Annotated in this window: 17 protein-coding genes; 13 read left to right on the top strand and 4 right to left on the bottom strand. The window is 63.9% G+C overall.

Annotation, left to right across the window (positions count from 1 at the left end; all coding sequences use genetic code 11):
- Position 1 precedes the first annotated feature (1 nt).
- Together tssB and tssA are read right to left on the bottom strand one after the other, a co-directional pair.
- Positions 2–508 (bottom strand): type VI secretion system contractile sheath small subunit, encoded by a 507-nt coding sequence (gene tssB, locus BOP96_RS09115; protein ID WP_003195557.1) that lies wholly within the window; start codon positions 506–508, stop codon positions 2–4.
- A 54-nt stretch (positions 509–562) separates the two neighbouring features.
- On the bottom strand, positions 563–1,582 hold the full coding sequence (gene tssA / locus BOP96_RS09110) for a type VI secretion system protein TssA (RefSeq protein WP_019818129.1): 1,020 nt from the start codon (positions 1,580–1,582) through the stop codon (positions 563–565).
- Between the two features lie 393 nt (positions 1,583–1,975).
- On the opposite strand from tssA, the gene tagH reads away from it, so the two are divergent.
- The 13 genes from tagH to BOP96_RS09045 all read left to right on the top strand — a co-directional run bounded on the left by tagH (position 1,976) and on the right by BOP96_RS09045 (position 19,462).
- Positions 1,976–3,304: a type VI secretion system-associated FHA domain protein TagH gene (gene tagH / locus BOP96_RS09105; RefSeq protein WP_014720498.1), complete on the top strand. Its 1,329-nt coding sequence runs from the start codon at positions 1,976–1,978 to the stop codon at positions 3,302–3,304.
- A gap of 57 nt (positions 3,305–3,361) precedes the next feature.
- Positions 3,362–3,871, top strand: coding sequence for a type VI secretion system lipoprotein TssJ (gene tssJ / locus BOP96_RS09100; RefSeq protein ID WP_019818127.1), 510 nt, complete (start codon positions 3,362–3,364; stop codon positions 3,869–3,871).
- An 18-nt stretch (positions 3,872–3,889) separates the two neighbouring features.
- On the top strand, positions 3,890–5,224 hold the full coding sequence (gene tssK, locus BOP96_RS09095) for a type VI secretion system baseplate subunit TssK (protein ID WP_003195550.1): 1,335 nt from the start codon (positions 3,890–3,892) through the stop codon (positions 5,222–5,224).
- 6 nt (positions 5,225–5,230) lie between these two features.
- Positions 5,231–6,520, top strand: a complete 1,290-nt coding sequence (locus BOP96_RS09090) for a DotU family type VI secretion system protein (RefSeq protein ID WP_014720496.1) — start codon at positions 5,231–5,233, stop codon at positions 6,518–6,520.
- Positions 6,517–10,017, top strand: coding sequence for a type VI secretion system membrane subunit TssM (gene tssM / locus BOP96_RS09085; RefSeq protein WP_073452500.1), 3,501 nt, complete (start codon positions 6,517–6,519; stop codon positions 10,015–10,017). The genes BOP96_RS09090 and tssM overlap by 4 nt, the downstream gene beginning before the upstream one ends.
- A complete protein-coding gene (tagF, locus tag BOP96_RS09080; protein ID WP_014720494.1) occupies positions 10,014–10,667 on the top strand; it encodes a type VI secretion system-associated protein TagF in 654 nt (217 codons plus the stop codon). The genes tssM and tagF overlap by 4 nt, the downstream gene beginning before the upstream one ends.
- The gene (locus tag BOP96_RS09075) at positions 10,668–11,387 is read left to right on the top strand and encodes a PP2C family protein-serine/threonine phosphatase (RefSeq protein WP_003195541.1); all 720 of its coding nucleotides are present in this window, start codon (positions 10,668–10,670) and stop codon (positions 11,385–11,387) included.
- Positions 11,384–14,362, top strand: coding sequence for a serine/threonine-protein kinase (locus tag BOP96_RS09070; RefSeq protein ID WP_073452498.1), 2,979 nt, complete (start codon positions 11,384–11,386; stop codon positions 14,360–14,362). Before BOP96_RS09075 ends, BOP96_RS09070 begins: the two co-directional genes overlap by 4 nt.
- The gene (locus tag BOP96_RS09065) at positions 14,362–15,066 is read left to right on the top strand and encodes an ABC transporter ATP-binding protein (protein ID WP_014720492.1); all 705 of its coding nucleotides are present in this window, start codon (positions 14,362–14,364) and stop codon (positions 15,064–15,066) included. Before BOP96_RS09070 ends, BOP96_RS09065 begins: the two co-directional genes overlap by 1 nt.
- Entirely contained in the window at positions 15,066–16,250 is a 1,185-nt protein-coding gene (locus BOP96_RS09060) for an FtsX-like permease family protein (RefSeq protein WP_073452496.1), read from the top strand. The genes BOP96_RS09065 and BOP96_RS09060 overlap by 1 nt, the downstream gene beginning before the upstream one ends.
- Entirely contained in the window at positions 16,243–17,955 is a 1,713-nt protein-coding gene (locus tag BOP96_RS09055; RefSeq protein WP_073452493.1) for a formylglycine-generating enzyme family protein, read from the top strand. The genes BOP96_RS09060 and BOP96_RS09055 overlap by 8 nt, the downstream gene beginning before the upstream one ends.
- An 84-nt stretch (positions 17,956–18,039) precedes the next feature.
- Positions 18,040–18,963 carry a type VI secretion system-associated lipoprotein TagQ gene (gene tagQ, locus BOP96_RS09050; protein WP_073452491.1) on the top strand — a complete coding sequence of 308 codons (924 nt, stop codon included), beginning with the start codon at positions 18,040–18,042 and terminating at the stop codon, positions 18,961–18,963.
- Positions 18,964–19,087: 124 nt separating this feature from the next.
- Positions 19,088–19,462 carry a hypothetical protein gene (locus BOP96_RS09045; protein ID WP_003195530.1) on the top strand — a complete coding sequence of 125 codons (375 nt, stop codon included), beginning with the start codon at positions 19,088–19,090 and terminating at the stop codon, positions 19,460–19,462.
- A gap of 129 nt (positions 19,463–19,591) precedes the next feature.
- Here the strand turns inward: BOP96_RS09045 and BOP96_RS09040 are convergent, their stop codons facing one another.
- Together BOP96_RS09040 and recG are read right to left on the bottom strand one after the other, a co-directional pair.
- Positions 19,592–20,992, bottom strand: coding sequence for an aminoacyl-tRNA deacylase and HDOD domain-containing protein (locus BOP96_RS09040; RefSeq protein WP_014720489.1), 1,401 nt, complete (start codon positions 20,990–20,992; stop codon positions 19,592–19,594).
- Positions 20,993–21,069: 77 nt separating this feature from the next.
- Positions 21,070–23,145 carry an ATP-dependent DNA helicase RecG gene (gene recG / locus BOP96_RS09035; protein WP_003195525.1) on the bottom strand — a complete coding sequence of 692 codons (2,076 nt, stop codon included), beginning with the start codon at positions 23,143–23,145 and terminating at the stop codon, positions 21,070–21,072.

Raw genomic sequence — 23,145 nt, 5'->3', positions numbered from 1 at the left:
ATTACTGCTCCCCTGCAGGCTTGGGCGCGCTGGCAAGTGCCTGAAGCAATGCCGGGTCCTTGATCGCCTTCATGATGATTTCTTCAGCGCCAGTCTTGCCGTCCATGTAGGTCAGCAGGTTGGCCAATTGGGTGCGGGCTTCGAGCAGCTGATTCAGGGAGTCGACCTTGCGGGCCACGGCGGCCGGGCTGAAGTCGTCCATGCTTTCGAAGGTGATGTCCAGGCTCAGGTTGCCTTCGCCTGTCAGCTCATTGGGTACGTGGAACGCGACGCGTGGCTGCATGGCCTTGAGGCGTGAGTCGAAGTTGTCGACGTCCACCTCAAGGAACTTGCGGTCGGCCACGGGTGCCAGCGGCTCGGCAGGCTTGCCGGCGAGGTCGGCCATCACGCCCATCACGAAGGGCAGCTGGACCTTTTTCTCGGCGCCGTAAAGCTCGACGTCGTACTCGATCTGCACTCGAGGCGCACGGTTGCGCGCGATGAATTTCTGAGAACTTTGCTTCGCCACGTTGCTGCTCCTGGTCGCTTGAGCGACGGTGTTGTTACTGCACGGTCCGGCGGCTTACTCGCTTTCGGGGCCGCGCAGGTTTTCAAATTGGGACATGCCATCGGGAATCAGATTGCGCACGATGGCCGCAAAGTCGGCATGTACCAGATTCTTGGCTCGGTTCAACAGCACCGGCAGCGGGCTCGAAGGCTCGTGGCGGGTGTAGTACGCAAGGATCTTGTCGAGGCTGCGCAGCACATCGTCGCGGGTGGCGATGTCGCCAGAAGGGCGAGGAGCTGCGGGCGCGGCGGCGTTATCGACCGAGGGGGCATTGTCTTCACTGACGGCCTCGGGATCGCTGCTGCTGTCGGTGCCTGGCACCGCTTGGTTGAGTAGTTGCAGGGCCTGTTTGAGCGGCTGCTTCAAGGCGCTGAGGTCCACGCCCTGGGCGGAACCGACTTGGTCATTGACCTGTTGCTCAATGGCCTCGCACGCCGCACGCGCCGCGCTCAAGGCGTCACGGGTGGCTTGCAGTTGTTCGGGGTCGCTGTCCAGGAACGCGGCGTTGAGTTGCTGGTTGCCCAACTGCTCATCGGCAAAACTCTGCAGGCCGCTGGCGTTGAGCGCTGCGCGCAGGGTCACGGGCCCGAAGGTGCGCGAGCGCGTCAGGATGCTTTCGCGCAGCAGACGAATATTGGTCTCGCAGGTCAGGCCGGTAAGGGCGTTGATGCGCACGGTGGGGTCGTTGTCATCGTCGGCATCCAGGCGCGGGTGCAGATCGGCCCAGTATTGGCGCAGCAAGGCGTCGATCAGCGTGAGGACTTCGGCCAGCCCGGCCACACCCTGGAGGGCGAGGGTGCTTTGCAGCAGAAAGTGGGTGATGCGCAGGTCTTTGCTGCGCTGCAACAGGTCGAGGCTTTGCTGCTGGATGCTGCGCCACTCGGGCGGCTCAGCGGGCAGGATCGAGTCGCCCATGCTGCGTTCGGGTTGGCCCTTGGCATCACGTTCCAATTGCAGAAATTGCGCGTCATATTCCATGTCCTCGCCACAGGGCGACGTCGCGGAAACGGCGGTGAGCAGCAACGGCACATCCACTGAATTCGATCTCCTTATCGGCCCGCTGGATGGCGGGCAACGCATGCATTAGTTGCGTAATGAACTTTGCATGTTTTCTTGGTCATATACTCAGCGTGCCACTACTGCGCCATCACTGATGTTCAAGAAGTTGTGCATTTTTGGTGTAGTACTTATGGCTTGTCAAGGTAAGCTATTCGCCCTCTGTGACAGATGTGCGGTGTTTAACAACCTGCGCGACTGGCGAGTCGAAAGGCGCGCCCAGAGCGGATTTTTGTCATGGAAGCCAGTTAAGATCAGCGATCATGCTGGTAAAAGCAGATTTTGGCGGTCGTTTGTACGACAGGACGGGACTCTCCAGGGCGGTGCTGCCTCCTGGGTAGACTGCGCGCGATGTATCAGCAAGGAGGCAAGATGTCGCTGTGTTTGACTATCACTAGTTATCACAAGATCACACCTGGGCAATGCCCCGAAAAGTCCATGGATCAGGGCGTGATGGCTATTGGCCGCAGTTCTGACAATGACTGGGTATTGCCCGACCCTGAGCGTCTCGTCTCTTCGCAACATTGCGTTATTCAATACAAAGATGGCCGTTATTATTTGACCGATAACAGCACCAATGGTGTGGAGTTGGTCAAGGCGGGTATTCGTATGCGTCGGGGTAACAGCGAGCCGTTGCAAGACGGTGAATTGATCCGCATCGGCGATTACGAAATCCAGGCGCGTATCGACTTCAACGTGCAGGCCATCGACAGCCAGCCATTTGCCGGCGACTCACCCAATAGCTTTGAAGCGCTGATGGGCGCCGTGGCGAGCCAACCTGCGCCCACGCCGATGATCGCGCCGCAGTTCCAGGGCGCCTCGGCCATGGAAACTTTGCCAGACCTGTTCGACTTCCTCAGCCCCACCGCCGTGCCGCCGCCCACCGTGGCGGACCATGTGCCGTCCGAGCAACACGATTTTCGCCCCCCGGCCCCAGTGGCCGTACCGGCGCCCGAAAAGCCATTGGTGCAAGGCTCGGTGATTCCCGAAGACTGGGACCTGTTCGGCGACGCGCCCGCGCCCGTGGTCAATGCTGCGCCCGCCCCAGACCCGATCATCCCGCCGCCACCTGTGGTCGAGCCTGTTGCGCTCCCCGTGGCCAATGCCGAGCCACAACCGGACCTCCTGCAAGCCTTTCTGCGCGGTGCGGGCCTGGACCAGTTGCGCCTGGACAAAGCCGACGCTTGCGCGCAGATGGAAAGCATCGGCCGCAGCTACCGGCTGATGGTCGAGGGCCTGATCGACGTACTGCGCGCCCGTGCCAGCCTCAAGGGCGAGTTTCGCATGCAGCAGACGATGATCCGCCCCGCCGAAAACAACCCGTTGAAATTCGCCCCGAATGCCGATGAAGCGTTACTGCTGTTGCTGCGTCATGGCAACCAGGCGTTTATGGCGCCGGACCTCGCCGTACGTGACAGTTTCGACGACCTGCGCGCCCACCAGTTGGCCGTGATGGCTGGCGTAGAAGCGGCGATCAAACACCTGCTCACGCGCTTTGAACCGGCGCAATTGGAGGAGCGCATGGGCAAACCCGGCGGCCTCTCGAGTCTGTTCAACGGTTCGCGCCAGGCCCAGTACTGGCAGCAGTTCACCGAGCTCTACAGCAACATTTCCCGCGAGGCCCAGGACGATTTCCAGGACCTGTTCGGTCGCGAATTCAGCCGGGCCTACGAAGAACACAGTGCACGACAGCGACGCTGAAAACGCCTCGCACTAATGGATAAAACGGATAGCTAAATACGTCATTGAGGACGCAGGATGATTCCCAGGTTTTTACTCGCAGCCGCCACCGCGCTGCTGCTGACGGCGTGTGCCAACGACACTGCCAAACCCCAGGCGGCTGCCGAGGCCGAAGCTGACACGGCCGCCGTTGAGCTGCATTTTCATGCGATTGCCGGGCTTAACCCCGGTGCCAACGGCCAGGCCGCGCCGGTGCGGGTGCGCATTTTCGAATTGAAAAACGCCGCGACCTTTTCACGCTCCGATTACTTCGCCCTGGCGGACCGTGCGCAATCGACCCTCGGCCTCGACCTGCTGGACCAGGACGAAGTGATGGTGCAGCCCGGCCAACAACTGAGCCTGCAGCGCGATCTCGACCCGTCCACGCGCCAGATCGGCTTGCTGGTGGGCTACCGCGAGTTGGACCGTGCGCAATGGCGCACGGTCATCAACGTGCCGCCGCGCCAATACAGCGAATACCAGATCAGCCTCGACGTGCATGCCGTGCGCGCCGACGTCGTGGCTTCCCCATCCAGCCCAGCCCAATAACAAGCAATCGGAGCCCCCATGTCCTGGAACAATCGCGTGGTCTGGTCGGAAGGCATGTTCATCGGAACGCAGCACTTCCAGCAGCATGACCGTTACCTGGAAAACCTGATCGATGCCCGCAGCCGTCCGTTGTCAGCGGGTGCCTGGGGGTTCTCCGAACTGCTGATCGACCAGGGCCTGCTGGCCCAGGGCAAGCTGGCGATTGTGTCGGCCCGCGGCCTGCTGCCCGATGGCACGCCGTTCAATATTCCCCAGGACGACCTGGCGCCGAGCCCGTTGAACATCGACGACAACCTGCGCGACGGCCTGGTGTACCTGGCCCTGCCGCTCAAGCGCGCCGGCGCCCGTGACACGGTGGACGAGGGTGAAGCCCTGGAAGCGGCGCGCTACGTGAGCCAGGTGCGTGAAGTGCGCGACGACAACGCCCCGTTCGAAAACCGTGCACCGGTGGCGGTGGGGTCGCGGGCATTGCGCCTGCTGACGGCGCAGGACGGCATCAGCGACTACGCCGCCATCGGCCTGGTACGCATCAAGGAAAAGCGTGCCGACCGTGCGTTGGTGCTCGATGACACTTACATCCCGCCCGTGCTGGACGTGGCCGCAAGCAAGCCGCTGACGGCCTTTCGCAGCGAACTGCTGGGCCTGTTGCACCAGCGTGGCGAAGCCCTGGCCGGCCGCGTTGTGGCCTCGGGTGCCGGGGGGGCCTCTGAGATCGCCGACTTCATGCTGTTGCAACTGGTCAACCGCGCCCAGCCGCTGATCCAGCACTTCAGCCAGTTGAGCCCGTTGCACCCGGAGCGCTTCTTCAGCGAACTGGTCAGCCTGGCCGGTGAGTTTTCCACCTTCTCAACCTCCAGCCGTCGCCCCCAGGAATACCCGCAGTACCAGCACGACGACCTGGCCCTGAGCTTCATGCCGGTGATGGCGGCCCTGCGTGAAGCGCTGTCGATGCTCATCGACAGCAAGGCCACGCCGATCCCCATTGTGGAGAAAGCCTACGGCATCCATGTGGCGATGTTGGCCGACAAGACCCTGCTCGACAACGCCAGTTTCATCCTCGTGGTACGCGCCGATGTGCCCGGCGAAACCCTGCGTGCGCGTTTCGGCCAGCAGAGCAAGGTCGGCTCGGTGGAGCACATCCGCGACATGGTCAACCTGCAACTGCCGGGCATCGGCCTGCTGCCGTTGCCGGTGGCGCCACGCCAGTTGCCTTACCACGCTGGCAGCACCTACTACGAGCTGGACCGTGGCAGCGAGCACTGGCAGCAGCTGAATAATTCCGGCGGTTTCGCCTTCCATATCGCCGGGCAGTTCCCGGGCTTGAACCTGGCCTTCTGGGCGATCCGAGGATAATTGGCGATGCATCCCAATGATGATGACCGCACCCAGTTCATGCCGCGCCCGGGTGGCCGAGAACCTGCACCCGCGCGTGCCGAACCTGCGCCGCTGTCGATGCCGGCTGCGCCGATCCTCACCGGCAAGAGCCAGGGCCTCAACCCGCTGGAAAGTGCCGCCGGCCCGTTGCTGGCGTTGTTGACGCGGTTGCGCAACACCATCGCCCATCCCGCGCCGGCCAGCCTGCGTGCGCAGTTGCTGGCGTACCTGCGCCAGTTCGAAGAGCGCGCCGAAGCCGCCGGTGTGGCACGCAATGAAGTGCTGTTGGCCCGTTACGCGCTGTGCACTGCCTTGGATGAGGCGGTGCTGAGCACGCCGTGGGGCAGCACCAGTGACTGGGGTAAGCAGAGCCTGCTGATCACCGTGCACAACGAAGCCTGGGGTGGTGAAAAGGTTTTCCAGTTGCTTGACCACTGTCTGCAAAGCCCACGGGAACGCCTGTACCTGCTGGAGCTGTTGTACCTGTGCATGTGCCTGGGTTTTGAAGGGCGTTACCGCGTGATGACCGACGGGCGCAGCCAGTTGGAAGCCTTGCGTGAACGCACCGCCGCAGCGATACGCAGCGCCCGTGGCGAGCACGAGCGTGAGCTGTCGCCGCACTGGCGCGGTGTAACCGTGGCCCGTGATCGCCTGGCGCAATTCATGCCGCCATGGATTGCCGTGGCGATTGGCTTGGCGCTGCTGTTGGCGTTGCTGTTCGGCCTGCGCCTGAAGCTGGCCTCGGACGCCGAGCCGGTGTTCAAGAATATTCATGCCCTGGGCGAGATCCCGGTGCAGGCCATCGACCGTCCGGTGGCGCAGCCCAAAGTGATTGAGCGCCCGCGCCTGGCCGGGTTCCTGGCCGACGACATCAAGGCCGGCCGCGTGGCGGTGGAAGACAAGGTCGACCGCTCTGTCGTGACCATTCGTGGCGATGAGCTGTTCGCCTCGGCCAGCTCCAGCATCGTCGATGACTACCAGCCGCTGATGCTGCGCATCGCTGACGCCATTCGCAAGGTCAAGGGCCAGGTGCGTGTCACCGGGCACAGCGACAACCGCCCGATTGCCACGTTGCGTTTCCCGTCCAACTGGGCGTTGTCCGAAGCCCGGGCCAAGTCGGTGCTGGCGATTCTCGCGGCCAAGACCGGCCAGGCCGAACGCTTCAGCGCCGAAGGCCGCAGCGACACCGAGCCGTTGGCCACCAACAGTACTGCCGAAGGCCGTGCCCGCAATCGTCGGGTTGAAATCACCGTATTGGCGGAGGGCGTCGAGTGAAGGCGTTTTTCAGTTTCATGATTCGCTGGGTGATCCCCGTGCTGGGCCTGATTGCCCTGAGCCTGATCATCTGGTTTGTTGGCCCGCTGCTGGACGTGCTGGTGCCCGAAGGGCGCCGTTGGGCGCTGATCGTGCTGGTGTTTGCGCTGTGGGTGGCCTACCGCGTGTTCCGCATTATCCAGGCCCGTCGCCAGGCCGCCGAAGTGATGCGCAGCCTGGCCGCAGAAACCCCGGTCGACCCCAACAGCGTTGCGACCGCCGAAGAGCTGTCCACGCTGCGCCAGCGCATGGACGAAGCCCTGGCACTGCTGAAAAAGGCCAAGCTGGGCGGCGATGAGCGCCGCAACCTCTACGAGTTGCCGTGGTACGTGATCATCGGCCCGCCGGGCTCGGGCAAGACGACCGCGCTGGTCAATTCCGGGCTGCATTTCCCACTGGCGGCGCAATTGGGCGCCGGTGCGGTGCGGGGCGTGGGGGGGACGCGCAACTGCGACTGGTGGTTTACCGACCAGGCCGTATTGCTCGACACCGCTGGCCGCTATACCACCCAGGACAGCAACTCCACGGTGGACAAAGCCGCCTGGCTGGGCTTTCTCGACTTGCTGAAAAAGCAGCGTGCGCGCCGGCCTATCGACGGTGCCTTTATCGCCATCAGCCTCTCGGATCTGCTGCTGGGCACCGACGCCGAGCGCGCAGCCCATGCTGCCGCGATTCGCCTGCGCATCCAGGAGCTGTATACGCAACTGGGCGTGCGTTTCCCCATCTACCTGATGCTCACCAAGCTAGACCTGGTGCCGGGCTTCATGGAGTTCTTCGACAACCTGAGCAAGGAAGAGCGCGCTCAGGTGTGGGGCATGACCTTTGCCCTGGGCGACGGCAAAAACAGCGACAGCCCGCTGGCGCACCTGCAAAGCGAATTCGCCGGCCTGGAGCAGCGCCTCAACGAACGCCTGGTCGAGCGCTTGCAACAGGAACGCGACCCGGCACGACGCGACCTGATCTACGGCTTCCCGCAGCAGTTCGGCGCGTTGAAAGATTGCCTGCAAAGCTTCCTCGAAGGCGTGTTCAAACCCAACGCCTTTGAAGAGCGCGTGTTGCTGCGTGGCGTGTACTTCACCAGCGGCACCCAGGAAGGCAGCCCGATTGACCGCCTGATCGGTGCCATGGCCCAGAGCATGAACCTGGACCGCCAGCACCTGGCGCGCCAGAGCGGCACCGGGCGCAGTTACTTCATCGAAAAACTGTTCACCGCCGTGGCCTTTGCCGAGCGCGGCCTGGTGGGGGTGAACCCGAAAGTCGAGCGGCGCCGCAAGTGGATCGCCCGTGGCGTACTGGCGGCCACCGTCGCGCTGGTGGTGGTGGTCAGCGGCCTGTGGTGGGTGAGCTATCGCGCCAACCAGGCATATATCGCCCAGGTCGATCAGAAGGTCGCGCCCCTGGGCCAGACCGTACAGAACCTGAGCCCGGCACAGCGGGAAGTGCTCGCCGTGCTGCCGTTGCTCAATGCGGTGAAGAACCTGGCGGGGGATTCGCCGAGCTGGTCCGAAGGGCTGGGGCTGTACCAGGGCGATATGCTCGAAGCCGAGTCCGCCAGCGTGTACCGCAAACTGTTGATCGCCGTGTTCGCGCCACGCCTGGTGACGCGTATCGAAGAGCAACTGCACGGCGGCGGTAACTCGGACTTTCTCTACGAGGGCCTCAAGGCTTACCTGATGCTCGCCGACACCGAGCATTACGACCCGGACTTCATCAAGGCCTGGATCGCCCTGGACTGGGACCGCAACCTGCCCCGCGACCTGCCGGCCGACCAGCGTCAGGCCCTGGCCGGGCACTTGCAGGCGCTGTTCGAACGCCACCCGCCGAGCGCACGCCTGGACCCACGGCTGATCGACGATTTGCGTCGGCAGTTGCAGCAGTTGCCGGTAGCCCAGCGCGTGTACGACCGCGTCAAGCGCCAGAAACTGCCCGAAGGTATCCCGGACTTTCGCCTCAACGAAGCCGCCGGTCGCGATGCCGCGCTAGTGTTCAGCCGCAAGAGCGGCAAGCCGTTGGGTGAGCCGTTGAGTGGTTTCTTTACCGCCAAAGGCTATCGCCAGGCGTTCTTGCTCAGCAGCTTGAACCAGACCGGCACCCTGGCCGAAGAGCAATGGGTGCTGGGCCATGAACAGGCCGACCAGCAGAACGTGGTGAGCCTGGCCGCCGACGTGCGCCGTTTGTACTTCCAGGATTACCAGCGCCAGTGGGACGCGTTGCTCGCCGACATCGACTTTGTGCCGATCACCAGCGTGGCACAGGCCGCCGATGTGCTGCGGGTGATTTCCGGTCCCACCTCGCCGCTGAAAAAGCTGCTGGTGGCGGTTGCCAGGGAAACCGACCTGCAAGCCGAAGAACGCCAACTGGCCGCCAAAGGCGTGCCGGTGGAAGGCGGCGTGGACAAGCTCAAGGAGCGCCTCGGCAGTTTGCTGGGCGAGGCGCAACCGACGGCGAATGCACCGGCACCGGCGGATGATCCCGTGACCGCGCACTTTGCCGAACTCAACAGCATCGTCAGCAAAAACGAAGGTGAACCGGCGGCCATCGACGGCCTGCTGTCGGACATGAATGCACTGTATGTGCAGGTCAGTGCCATGGTCGGTGCCAGCGGCGATGCCTTGCTCGGTGAGGCCAAGAACCAGGCGGCGGCTGCGGCCACGCGGGTCAGCCTGAACGCCGAGCGTCAGCCGCCGCTGGTGCAGGGCATGGTCAAGTCGGTGGTCAATTCCACCACCAACAGCATGATGGGCGGGGTGCGTAACCAGCTGAACGCGGCCTGGGTCAGTGAGGTGGTCAACGTGTATCGCCAGTCGTTGGCCGGGCGTTACCCTATGTCGCCGGGCAGTGCGCGGGACACCACCCTGGATGACTTCGGCCAGTTCTTCGGCGTGGGCGGGGTGATGGACAACTACTTCCGCAAATACCTGCAGCCCTATGTGGACACGTCGGCACAGACCTGGCGCTGGCAACCGGGGGCGGCGCAGAAGCTGGGAATTGCTCCTGGCGTGCTGCAAACCTTCCAGCGGGCGGCGACGATTCGGGACGCGTTCTTCCGCTCCGGTGGCACCCAACCCATCGTGCGTTTCGAACTCAAGCCGGTGTCGATGGACCCTACCATCACCCAGTTCCTGCTTGACCTGGACGGCCAGCAATTGAGCTACGACCACGGCCCGAGCCGGCCGGTGGCGATGCAATGGCCGAACCCGGGCAGCATTGGCGTGGTGCGTATTTCCATCATGCCCCCGTCGGCCAGTGGTCGCTCCGGCATCACTCTGGACGGCCCGTGGGCCTGGTTCCGTCTGCTGGAGCAATCAGACCTCACCGCAGGCAACTCGCCGGATCGTTTCAACCTGCGCCTGCGAGTCGATGGCGCGAGCATCGCCTACGAGTTGCGCGCCAACAGTGCCTTCAACCCGTTCAAGAGCCGCGTGCTCAGTGGCTTCAGCCTGCCGGAGCGGCTATGACGGCCCTGGGTTTCTACGGCAAGTTGGCCAGCCGCGGGGACTTCGTCAGCCGCGCCTTGCCGCAGAGCTTTATCGGCCCGTGGGACAGCTGGCTGGCGGCGGGTTTGCTCGCCAGCCAGAACAGCCTCGGCGCTGACTGGCTGAATGCGTACCTGGTCAGCCCGTTGTGGCGCTTTGTGCTGGCGCCGGGCGTGTGCGGGCCGGACGCGGCGGCGGGCGTGGTGATGCCGAGCATTGACCGGGTCGGGCGTTACTTTCCGCTGGCGGTGGTGACCTTGCTGGATCACGACACCAACCCGGCGTCGCTGGTGGGCGGTTCGGACGCCTGGTTCGAGCAGGCTGAAACCTTGTTGCTCAGCACCCTCGACAGCGGCGCGACCTTCGAAAGCTTCAACGCCGGGCTCGACGAGTTGGGTGTGCCGGCCAGCGAGCCGCGGGCGGTGGACAGCCGTTTCGCCGGCCTGCAAAGGGTGGCAGCCACCGTGCCGCACCAGCGTATGACCGCACTGGCCGAACAGGCATGCGAGGGCGCAAGCCTGTGGTGGGGGCGAGGCTCGCAGCGTATCTCCCCCGGTTTATTACGGTGCCAGGGCCTGCCTGCCGCCAGCGATTTTGCGCAGTTTTTGCTCGGACAAGAAGGTGTGGTGTAGATGGGCGTGACGTACGAATCCGCGAGCAAAAGCCATGTGGGCATGGTTCGCCAAGTCAACGAAGATGCCTTTTTGGATCTGCCGGAAAACCGCCTGTGGGTGGTGGCCGATGGCATGGGCGGGCACGCGGCGGGCGACTATGTCAGCAGCTTGATCGTCGACAGCCTGCGCCATGTGCCGCTGGGCCGCTCTCTGGATGAATACTCGGCGGCGCTGCGCAATGACCTGCTGCGCATCAACGCGGCCGTGCGCGAAGAAACCGCCAACCGTGGCGTGACCATGATGGGCAGCACCGTGGTGGTGTTTGCCGCGCGCGGCTTGCGCGGGGTGTGCCTGTGGGCCGGCGACAGCCGCCTGTACCGCTTGCGCGACGGCGTGCTGGAAAGCATTTCCCGCGACCACAGCTACGTGCAAGACCTGCAAGACAGCGGCCTGCTCAGCGAAGCCGACGCCCGCACCCACCCGCGCTCCAATATCGTCACCCGCGCCATTGGCGTTGAGGCCCAGTTGGACGTCGCCTCGGTGGACCTGTTGATCGCTCCCGGCGACAGCTATTTGCTGTGCAGCGATGGCCTCAACAAAACCGTCGAAGACCACGAAATCCGCGAGGTGCTCAGCCATGACGCACCGGATGAAATCGTGCGCAGCCTGGTGCACTTGGGCCTAAATCGCGGCGCACCGGACAACATCACCACCCTCGTCGTGAAGGTCTCGTCATGAACATCGTCATCCCAGGTTATGACATCGAAGGCGAGATTGGCGAAGGCGCCATGGCCAGCGTGTACCTGGCGACCCAGCGCTCGTTGGAGCGCAAGGTGGCGTTGAAGGTGATGGCGGCGGCGCTGGCGGCCGACCCGAGTTTCTGCGAACGCTTCCTGCGCGAGGGCAAGACCCTGGCGCGCTTGTCGCACCCGCACACGGTGACCATCCATGACATCGGCAACGTCGGTGAGCTGTATTACATGGCCATGGAATACCTGCCCAACGGCACGCTCAAGGAGCGCATCGCTGCTGGGCTGACCCCGGAGCAGGGCGTGACGCTGATCCGCCAGATTGCCTCGGCCCTGGGCTATGCCCATGCCCAAGGGCTGGTGCACCGCGACGTCAAGCCGGCGAACATTCTGTTTCGCGCCGATGGCACGGCAGTGTTGTCGGACTTCGGGATTGCCAAGTCGCTGGACGATCGCACCCAGTTCACCCAGGCCGGGTTTGCCGTGGGCACGCCGAGCTACATGAGCCCGGAGCAGGCGCGGGGCCAGGAGATCGATGGCCGCGCCGACCTCTACGCGCTGGGCGTGGTGCTGTATGAAATCCTCGTCGGCAAGCTGCCTTATAACGGCACCGATGCGCTTTCCACGGCGCTGGCGCACCTGACCGAACCCTTGCCGGAATTGCCTGTGCACCATGGGCGCTATCAGGGCGTGCTGCGCAAGTTGTTGGCCAAGGACCCGGCGGAACGTTATCCGGATGCGGCAGCGTTGTTGTTGGCGCTGGATCAACTGCCGGCTGATGAATCGGATGCCACGCTGGTGCGGCCGCTGCCGATTCCATTGAGCTTTGATCTGGCGGGTATGACCCCTGTCACCATCGACATTCCGACGTATAAACCGCAGCCGCAGCCAATAGTGCGTCAACCGGTGGTGACGCCGACGCAGCACAATGCCCCGTCCGAGCAGCGCCGTGGGCCGGTATTGGCTTTGGCCGCCGTGGCAGTCGCCGTCGCGTTGGCCATTGGTGGCGCCAGCTACTGGTGGTTGAGCGGCGGCGATGAACCGGCCAAGCCGCCAGCCGCCGTGGTGCCCAAGGTGACGCCGCCCGTGGCTGTCGCTGAAGTGGATGGCGGTCAGCGCCCGTTGCTGATGGCAGGCAAGAAAACCTTGTTCCAGCGTGTACTCAGCAAACCCGGCGCCCAGCTTTCAGCGGACGCCGGGAGTACGCCGGGTAAAGCGCTGCCGGCGTTTTCCGTGCTCTACGTGTACCAGCGCAAAGAGGTCGATGGCAGCCAGTGGGTACGCGTCGGCGCGGCCACTGATGGTCGCAGCGACGGTTGGCTGCCAGCCTCCCAGGTCAGCGACTGGAAACAAAGCCTGGTGCTCAAGTTCACCGAGCGCTCCGGCCGGGCTCCCGTGATGTTCCTGCGCCAGCCCGGTGAGGTGGAAAAACTGCTGGCCGACCCTGCCGCAGCGAAAAGCGCCTTGGCCAAGGCGCAGAACAACCGTGAAGACAACCAGCAAGTCCTGGCCCTGGAACCCACCGCCAGCGCGGTGCCGCAGAACCAGTTCTACCTGTTGCCGATCTTCGATTCCAAGGAGAGCTTCGACGACAACGGCCAGCCGGTGCAGTTGCTCAACGTGGCCTCCATCGACCCAGGCAGCCGCGCCGCTGCCAGACCCGCCAGCCCGACGCTCAGCGCCAATGCCGACGCGTTCCGCACGGCGGTGGTGCTGGTGGTGGACACCACCGTGTCGATGCAGCCCTACATCGACCAGATTCGCGACGTGGTGCACGAGCTGCAAACCCGCATTGCTGAGCGTGGCGAGTTGGACAGCGTCAGCTTCGGCATGGTCGGCTTTCGCAGCAGCATCCAGAAAACCCCGGGCCTTGAGTATGTCGCCAAGACCCTGATCAGCCTCGACCAAGGCCGCGACCCGCAGCGCTTTCTGGATATGGCGCGCCAGGTCAAAGCGTCGACGGTGTCCAGCCACTCGTTCAACGAAGATGCGTTTGCCGGGGTGATGCAGGCAGTGGACAGCATGGATTGGTCCGGCTACGGCGGGCGCATCATCCTGCTGGTCTCCGATGCCGGCGCGCTGCGCAAGAACGACCCGTTCGCCGCCACCCAGATGAACGAAGCGGAAGTGCGCCAGGCGGCGCTGGGCAAGCAGATCAAGATCTACGCGCTGCACCTGCGCACCGATGCCGGCAAGAAAACCCATGCCGGCGCCGAGAGCCAGTATCGCGTCCTCACCGCCGACGCCAACCCGCAGATCGGCGACCTGTACACGCCGGTGCCAGGGGGCGATGTGCGCAAGCTGGGTGAGCGCGTCGATGAGATCGGCACGGTGTTCGCCAACCTGGTGCATCAGGTGCGCAGCAACACGCCGCAGCCCGTGCCGTTGCTCAGTGCCGCGCCGAGCCTGGCGGACAAGTCCGCCGCCGTCGGCTATGCCATGCACATGGACTTTCTCGGGCGCAAGACCGCGAGCCAGGCACCGCAATTGGTCAGCGCCTGGACGGCGGACCGCGACCTGACCAACCCGGCGCTGCCAGCGTTCCAGGTGTGCGTGATGTTGACCAAGCTGCAACTCAACGACCTGCAACAATCGTTGAAGTTGATCGTGGATGCGGCGCGCAAGACCCAAAGCTCGCCCAAGGATTTCTTCCAGGAAATCGCCAGCGCCTCGGCCTATATGAGCCGCGACCCGCAGGCCCTGCGCAAGGGCGGCAACCTGGCTGACGGTGGCCTGCTCGGTGAATACCTGGAGGGCCTGCCGTACCGCAGCAAGTCGCTGAACATGACCCAGGACCTGTGGTTGTCATTGAGCGTGGCCGAGCAGGAAGACTTTATCGACGAGCTGGATTCGAAAATCCGTCTGTATGAAACCTTCCATAACGACGTGGCCAACTGGGTCCGTTTCGGCGATGCCGAACCGGGCGATGCGTTGTATCGCGTGCCGCTGTCGACGCTGCCGTAATGTTGAACCTGAGCGCGGTGCACAAGAGCCGGGGCGTCGGTAGCCAGCGCTACAGCCTGGTGATCCCTGCGTTGCAGCTGGGCGCGGGTGAACAACTGGCAATTGTCGGCCCCAGTGGTTGCGGCAAGAGCACCTTGCTCGACCTGCTGGCGCTGGTGTTGGCGCCGGATCAGGTGGGGCAGTTTGCATTCAACCAACACGACGTCGGCGCGCTGTGGCGTGCCGACCGGCAATCGGCGCTGGCCGCGTTACGCAGCCAGCACTTGGGCTATGTGCCGCAGACCGGGGGGTTGCTGGGGTTTCTGGACGTGCGCGGCAATATCGCGCTGTCGCGCCAACTGCTGGGCTTGCAGGATGACGGCCGCGTGGCGCGCCTGGCTGAGCAGTTGCAGATCAGCGATCAGTTGGCCAAGCGCCCGGCGGCGTTGTCGGTGGGCCAACGCCAGCGGGTCAGCTGTGCACGGGCCCTGGCCCATGGGCCGCAACTGGTGCTGGCTGATGAGCCGACGGCGTCCCTGGACCCGCTCAACGCCGAACGCGTGATGCAGGCGCTGCTGGCCCAGGCCCGCGAACACCGTACGGCCTGTGTGATCGCCACCCATGATGAACCGCTGGCCCGCGCCAGTGGCTTGCAGGTGCGGCGTATCAGTTGCCAGCGCGATCCAGACGGCGGTATCACCGCAACCCTCGGGGAGGCGTGCTGATGCGCATCGGCCTGGTTGCTTCGCTTGCGTGGCAGGACTACCGCAACGATGGGTGGTTGTCGGCCTGTGCGGTGTTGGCATTGGTGGCGGTTATCGCGCCATTGCTGGTGTTATTCGGGCTGAAATTTGGACTGGTTAGCAGTTTGACCGAACGCTTGGAGACCGACCCCGCCAGCCGTGAAATCATCCCATTGGGCGGTGGTCGATTCAGCGCGGCGTTTATCGCGCAACTGGGTGAGCGCAGCGAGGTGGCGTTTGCTGTGCCGCGCACACGGCAAATTGCCGCCACGGCGCAGGTGGGCACCCTGACCCTGGAAATGCTGCCGACTGCCGCAGGCGACCCGTTGTTGGCAGGCTTGCCGATGCCCCACGGCCTGGACCAGATCGTGCTCAGCCATACCGCCGCCGAAAAGCTCGCGGCAAGGCCCGGTGACTGGCTGGAAACCAGCTTTGCGCGGCAAGTGGCGGGGCGCGTCGAGGCCCAGCGCACGCGGTTGCAGGTGCTGGCGGTGTTGCCGCTGGAGGCCTTCGTTCGCGAGGGCCTGTTTGCCGATCTGGCGTTGTTGGAGGCAGCGGAAGATTATCGCGATGGCCGTGCGGTGCCGGCGTTGGGTTGGGCCGGTGAAGCGGCGAGCGTGAGCGAACAGCGTATCTACCCGGCGTTTCGCCTGTACGCGCGCAGCCTCAGTGATGTGGAACCGTTGCGGGTGTATTTCGCCGGGCAGAACCTGTTGGTTTCAACCCGGGCGCACACCATCGCTCAAGTGCAATCGTTGAGCCGCAACCTGTCGATTGTGTTCTGGATCATCGCCGGGTTGGCGTTGGCCGGGGCGTTTGCGGCGATTTTCGCGGGCACCCTGGCGGCGGTGGCGCGTAAGCACCGTGAACTCTCGGTGTTGCGCCTGCTGGGGTTTTCCACCGCCGCCTTGTTGCTGTTTGTGCTGCTGCAAGCGCTATACAGCGCGGGTTTTGCCGCTGTGCTCAGCGTTGGGCTGTATGGCCTGGCTGAGGCGGCGTTGAACAAGCTTTTTGTGCAGGTGCCGGGCGAGTACGCCAGCCACCTGTTGGCGCGCCATTATGGCCTGGCCCTGGTGGCGGTGCTCGGTGTCAGTGCCGTGGCGGCCGCCTGTGGTGGTTGGCGGGTGGCACGTATCCAGGCTTCTGAAGGAATCAGAGATGTATAAATTACTGGGCGCCTGCGTGGCGCTGAGCCTGGCCTCGCTGGCCTGGGCCGATGAGGCAAGTGACAAGCTCGACAACCCCAAGCCGTTGCCGGACGACGTGAGCCTGCCGCTGCCCTGCGAAGGTAACATGGTATTCCGCTACGCCTACATTCTGGTCCAGGGCACCCTGGATGACCGTGAAATCAACCTGGGCTACCCCTTTGCCGAAGGCGAGGCGGGTTATCAGCAGTCGTTTATTTCCGGCTACCGGCGCGACTTCATCAACGGCCAGTTCACCCTCAAGGACTTGCCCAAGGACTGGAGCAAGGTCATCGCGCCGCAGATGCCGAAGACCGACGCCAAGACCCCGCTCAAGCCCATGCTGTACTTTATCGGCAAATACGAAGTGACTGCTCGCCAGTACGCCCAGGTGATGGCCCAGGCGCAATCCCTGGCCAGCGGAGAACCGGCTCCCGCATGTGAGGCGCCCAGCGGCATGGCCGGGCGTTTGCCCAAGGTGAAACTGTCGCGCTTTGAAGCCGAGCGTTTCTCGGCGGTGTACAGCGCCTGGCTGATGAAATACCACCGCGAACTGCTGCCGGTAAGCGGGCGCGGTGCGTCGGCCGAAGACGGCGGCCTGGGTTTTGTGCGCCTGCCCACCGAAGTGGAGTGGGAGTACGCCGCACGCGGCGGCCAGGCGGTGAGCCGCCAGGACTTGGAAGGCCGTCTGTATCCACGGCGCGCCGAGGGCAGTGAAAGCGATGGTCCGCTGGCCGATTACGCGGTGTTCAACCAAGTGGCCGGCGGCACCGGCCAGGCGGCGCGGTTGATGCCCATCGGCACCAAGTTGCCCAACCCCATCGGCATGTTCGACGTGATCGGCAACGCCGCGGAAATGGTCCAGGAATCCTTCCAGCTGGTACACGCTGGCCGCCGCCAGGGCACCTACGGCGGCTTTGTGGTCAAGGGCGGCAACTACCTGGAAGGCGAGGGCACGTTGTTCACCGGCATGCGCCGCGAATACCCGTTGTTTGCCGCTGATGGCACCGAGCAAAGCAACGAGACCACCGGCTTTCGCGTGGCGATTGGCGCGTTGTCGGCGCCGCGCTCGCGCTACAAGGAATTGTTTGCCCAATGGCAGAAGGAAGGCCGCCTGGCCGCGCTGACCGATGCCATCGACGACGCCCAGGACCCGACCAAGCGCCTGGACAGCATCATCGCCGCCAGTGTCGATCCCAAGCTTCAAGCCGAGCTGGGCCTGGTCAACGAAGAGCTCAAGCGCAACGTGTCGCTGATCGCCCAGCAACGCGAAGAAGCCGCGGGCAATTTGATCCAGTCGGCGGCGTTGGTGGCCGAGACCATCAGCAACTACAACATCCGCCTGGCCAACCTGCAGAAGAGTCGCCAGCAGGCGGTGGACAGCAAGGACGAGGCCAGCGCGCAGCTGTTTGACATGGCCATTACCAATGGACGCAGCGCGTTGGACGGCGCGGTGGCGATTTACATCGACAACCTGGCCACCGGCACGCGCTACACCGATGCGGTGATCCAGGCGCAGTTTCAACGGATCAAGGAAGAGTTGGATCGCAAGCCAGTGCTCGGCAAGAGCCTGGTGACGCGCGCGACACTGTTCGTTCGCCATGTCGGCAACTACCGCAAGCAACAGCGGGCCGACCCGGCAACGATCTTGAAGGAATTGCTCGCAGCGAGCGGTCAGCGGTCTTGATCGTTGGCTGTCTAGCGAGCTTGGAAGGGACTCAGGCGGCGGTGGGCCGTGCTGGGCAAGTCAAACTTAACAGAGATCACATCTATGCTTTTTTCCCGTAAGGCGGTTTCCAAGCGTCACCTGCTGCTGATCGCAGCTGGTTTCAGTACCGTGTTGACTGGTTGCGCTACGTCGCCTGCGTCCAAGGTGGCGTCGAGCACCAAGGTCGAGTACTACCCCAACTGCTACGAGCCGGTGCAGCACCTGCGCGCCACCGATTCGGACATGACCAAGTCGGTCGTCACCGGTGCCGCTATCGGCGCGGCCGGCGGTGCCCTGCTGGGCGCGCTGACCGGCGACAAGGACAGCCGTGGCCGCAATGCCGCGATCGGTGCCGCAGGCGGCGCCCTGGCTGGCGGTGCGGCGGGTTACTACACCGAGCGCCAGAAACAGATCTCCGATGACAACCAGCGCATCGCGTCCTACTCCACCGACTTCAACAAAAGCGCCTCGGACATCGACCGCAGCACCGCCTATGCCAAGGCCTCGCAGCAGTGCTACCAGAGCGCATTCACCAAGCTGGTGGCTGATCGCAAGGCCAAGACCGTCAACGACACCGAAGGCCGCAAGCGCCTGGCGGAAATCGTCGCGGGTCTGAAGGAATCCAATGACCTGATCGTGACGGTCAACGGCAAGGCCAGCGAAGACCTGAACAACTACACCCAGGCGTACGAGAAAGACCTGCAACAGGTCGGCGTACAGCGCAGCGATGTGGTGACTGTGGCCACCGCCGATACCACGCCAGTGGTCGCTCCGGCCAAGGGCAAGAAAGCCGTCAAGCCAGCCAAGAAGCCGGTGCTGCCGACAGTGCCGAAAGAAGCGGTAACCACCGAACGTAGCATCCAGACCGTGCAGGCCAAGCAAGCTGAAAGCAAGCAGGTCGCCAGTGCGGGCAAGACCCAGATCGAAGCAACCTGCCGCAATCCAAACCTGGCCGATTGGGCGCCAGTGCCATGTCCTAACGTTTAAGTACTTGTTGCTATAAGCGTTAAACGCCAACCGATCTGCGCCTAAAGCGCGAGATCGGTGGCGTTCTTTTTGCAAATCGTTACACTGCTGCGGCCACTCCAATAAATACACCGAGGCCGTGTGCATGAAATTTCGTCTTCTCCTGTGGGTGCTGGGCCTGATGATGGGCAAAGCCAGCCGCACCAACCCCGCCTTCCAGCAGCAACTGGGTGACAAAGACCTGGCCTTCCAGCTGCAGACCCTCGACGGCAAGGTTGCCCGTCACTTCATCGTCAAAGACCAGCGCATCACCAGCCGCTCAGGTGTCCACCCGGCGCCGGCCTTCGCCATTGCCTTCAAGGATGCCGCCTACGGCTTCGCCACGATGCAGGCGAAGAACAAGCAACTGGCGTTCATGACGGGGATTCAGGACAAGTCGATCCAGATCAAGGGCAACCCGGCACTGGTGATCTGGTTCCAGGGCCTGACCAAGTATTTGAAGCCGAAGAAAAAGAAGTAGGTGGTCAGGTAGACCGAGTTGACTTCATCGCAGGCAAGCCAGCTCCCACAGTTGACCCTATTTCAACGTTGGAACGCGGTCACTGTGGGAGCTGGCTTGCCTGCGATAGTGGTGTAACAGGCGCCAGATTTACCCCTGGCTGAACTGCGAAGCCAATTCGCGCAACAGCACTTCGGCATCCAGCACTTTACCCACCACGTCCTCGGCCTTCTCGCGGCTCAAGCCCAGGCGCTCAAGCAGTGCGTCCGGAATGGATTCATCCGGCCCGGAGCCAATCCCCCGGCTGCGCAACAGGCGCACCGCCAGGCACACCAGGTTCGGATACTCGGCGTATTGCCCGTCGTACGTCGGGTCGTGCTGGAAGCGCAGGGCGGTGCACAATTCGTCCGGCATGTCCCAATAGCGCATCAGCCAGGCGCCGATCTGTTCGCGGCTGATGCCCAGCAAGTGTTGCTCGACGTAGCTGTGGCACAGGTGCGGGTTGACCTCCAGGTGCCGGCAGATCAGCGAGAAGTGGGGCGGAAACACGTGGGCCAGCAGCAGATAGCCGAAGTTGTGCAGCAAACCTGCCAGGTAGGTCAGGCCGGCTTCCGGGCGCTGGGCGCGGGGCATGGCACGGGTCAGGCCTTCAATCACGGCGGCGGTGTAGATCGACTGGTGCCAGTACGGCGTGGACAGGTGCGGGCGGTCCTTGGGCAGGCTCAGGGTTTTGCCCAGGGCCAGGCCCAGCGCCAGGTTGATCACAAGATCAAAGCCCAGCACGCGCACGATGGCGTCTTCGACTGAGCGGATCTTGCCCGGCGAAGCGTAGTAGGGCGACGCGGCCCAGCTTACGACCTGGGCGGCGAGGGCCGGGTCGGTTTCCACCACGCCGGTGATGTCGTCGATGGTGGCATTGGGATCGACGCGCAGCTTGATGATCTTCTGCGCGGTGTCGGCCAGCGGTGGAATCTCGATGGTCGCTTCCAGGCGCTGCTGAATACGACGCGCGGTGAAGGCTTGCATCGCCTGGGTGATTTCCTCGCGGTCATCATTGGGGCGGTCGAGATTCGGGCGGATGTTGCTCAAGGGTTCCCCGAACTGCGCGGCGCTGGCCTTGGTGAGCAGGCTCTTGAAGGCGTCGCTGGGGATTTCCAGCAACAGCCCGGCTTCGCCCGAATGCACCAGCAGGCTCGGCTCATTGAGCAAGCGGCCTTCGTACAGGCACGGCGAACTGGTCAGGGGCGGCAAACCCGGCAGCAGGCTCAGGTCATGCTTGCCCAGCATGCGCTCGACACGCTCGGGGGCGACGGCCGTGAGGCGGCGACCGGTGAGTTCGGCGAGGCGGTTGAGGTCCAGCAACTGGCTTTGGGGGAACAGCACCATGAGCGCGCCAACCGCATCTTCAAGCAACACCGCCTGGACCTTTTGTGCAGGGTTCAGGCCAGGCTGTTCGATGACTTCCGTGTAGGGGATGGCGAGCTTTGCGAGCAGCGCCCGAATGACCGGCGGGGCGGTCAGTGGGGCTGTGGCGAGGGCAACTTCTGACATGGCCTGATCCAATTTCTTACATTCATTGGAGTATAACCAGCTTGATACGGGTGTTGGTCGGATAAGTGCGTCAGGCGTCACACTTGGCCGTATTGCTGGCCGTGCCGCAGCCAGCGGTTGAGCAAGGGGCTGACGTGATCGGGCCAACGTTCGAGCAATGCTTGCGCAGCATCGCGCACGGCGGGCAGCAGGTCGGCATCGCGCATCAGGTCGGCGACCTTGAATTGCAGCAGGCCGGTCTGGCGCGTGCCGAGCATTTCACCGGGGCCGCGCAGTTCGAGGTCTTTTTCGGCGATAACAAAACCGTCGTTGGTTTCGCGCATGATGCCCAGTCGCTGGCGACCGATCTGCGACAGTGGCGGGTGATAGAGCAGCACGCAGTGGCTGGCGGCACTGCCCCGGCCAACCCGCCCGCGCAGCTGGTGCAGCTGCGCCAGGCCCAGGCGTTCGGGGTTTTCGATGATCATCAGGCTGGCGTTGGGGACGTCCACGCCCACTTCAATCACGGTGGTAGCCACCAGCAATTGCAGGTTGCCGGCCTTGAACTCGGCCATCACTGCGGCTTTTTCCGCCGGTTTCATACGGCCATGGATCAACCCCACCTTGAGCTCACCCAAGGCACTGGTGAGGTCTTCATAAGTGGTTTCGGCGGCCTGGCAGGTCAGTTCTTCGGACTCTTCGATCAGGGTACACACCCAGTACGCCTGGCGGCCTTCGGCGCAGGCACCGCGCACGCGCTCGATCACTTCGACACGTCGGGTGTCGGTGACCAGCACGGTGTTGACCGGCGTACGCCCTGGCGGCAGTTCGTCGAGGATCGAGGTGTCAAGGTCGGCGTAGGCGCTCATGGCCAGGGTGCGTGGGATCGGCGTGGCGGTCATGATCAACTGGTGCGGGTTCATGCGCCCGCCCACGCCTTTCTGGCGCAGGGCCAGGCGCTGCTGCACGCCAAATCGGTGCTGTTCGTCGATGATCACTAGCGCAAGGTTCTTGAACTGCACTTCGTCCTGGAACAGCGCATGGGTGCCCACCACCATCGGTGCGCCGGCGGCGATCTGCTCCAGGGCGGCCACGCGGTTCTTGCCTTTGAGCTTGCCAGCCAGCCACGCCACCTCCAGGCCCAGCGGTTCGAGCCAGCGCTTGAAGGTGATGAAGTGTTGTTCGGCGAGGATTTCCGTCGGTGCCATCAGCGCCACTTGATAGCCAGCTTCCAGGGCTTGCAGGGCGGCGAGGGCAGCGACCACGGTCTTGCCGGCGCCTACGTCACCCTGGATCAACCGCAGCATCGGTTCTTGCTGGCTGAGGTCGTAGGCGATTTCATTGCCCACGCGCTGTTGCGCGCCGGTCGGCGCAAAGCCGAGGTTGGCCAGGTATTGCGCAGGCAGCCGCGTGGCCTTGGGCATCGCCGGGGCGCGCAGGGAACGCATGCTTTCGCGCAGGCGTTGCTGGGACAGCTGGTGCGTGAGCAGTTCTTCAAAGGCCAGGCGATGCTGGGCCCAGTGATGACCGAGGGCGAGTTCGTCCACATCGGCATCGGCGGGCGGGTGATGCAAATACCGGATCGCATCGGCCAGGGGCGCCAGCTGATAGTCGCGGGCCAGCTCCAGGGGCAGCCAATCGGGCAGGCTTTGCGGGCCGAGCATGGTCAGGGTCTGCATGCACAACTGGCGCAGGCGTTGCTGGGTCAGGCCCTCGGTCAGCGGGTAGATCGGCGTGAGCGTGGTGTCCACCGGTGGCGGCTCATCGCCGGTAATGGCGCGGTATTCCGGGTGGTAGATTTCCAGGCCCGATGCGCCTGGGCGTGCCTCGCCATAGCAGCGCACGCGGGTGCCACGCTTGAGCCCTTCCTTCTGCGCGTTGCTGAAGTGGTAGAAGCGCAAGCTCAAGCCGCCAGTGCCGTCCTGCAGGCGCACCACCAGGCTGCGGCGCTTGCCCATCACCACGTCGGCGCCACTGACGGTGCCTTCGATCACCGCGTCTTGCCCAGGGCGCAAATGGCCGATGGGCACCACGCGGGTGCGGTCCTGGTAGCGCAGGGGCAGGTGGAACAGCACGTCCTGAAGGTTCTCCAGGCCGACCTTGGCCAGCTTCTCGGCCATGGCCTCACCGACACCCTTGAGTGCCGTCACCGACACCTGCGACAGCTCAGTCAT

The sequence above is a fragment of the Pseudomonas sp. FSL W5-0203 genome (genome assembly GCF_001896155.1).
Taxonomy (GTDB): Bacteria; Pseudomonadota; Gammaproteobacteria; order Pseudomonadales; family Pseudomonadaceae; genus Aquipseudomonas; species Aquipseudomonas paracarnis.
Note: the sequence above shows the minus strand (reverse complement) of the source record. Positions and strands in the feature narration are given on the sequence as shown.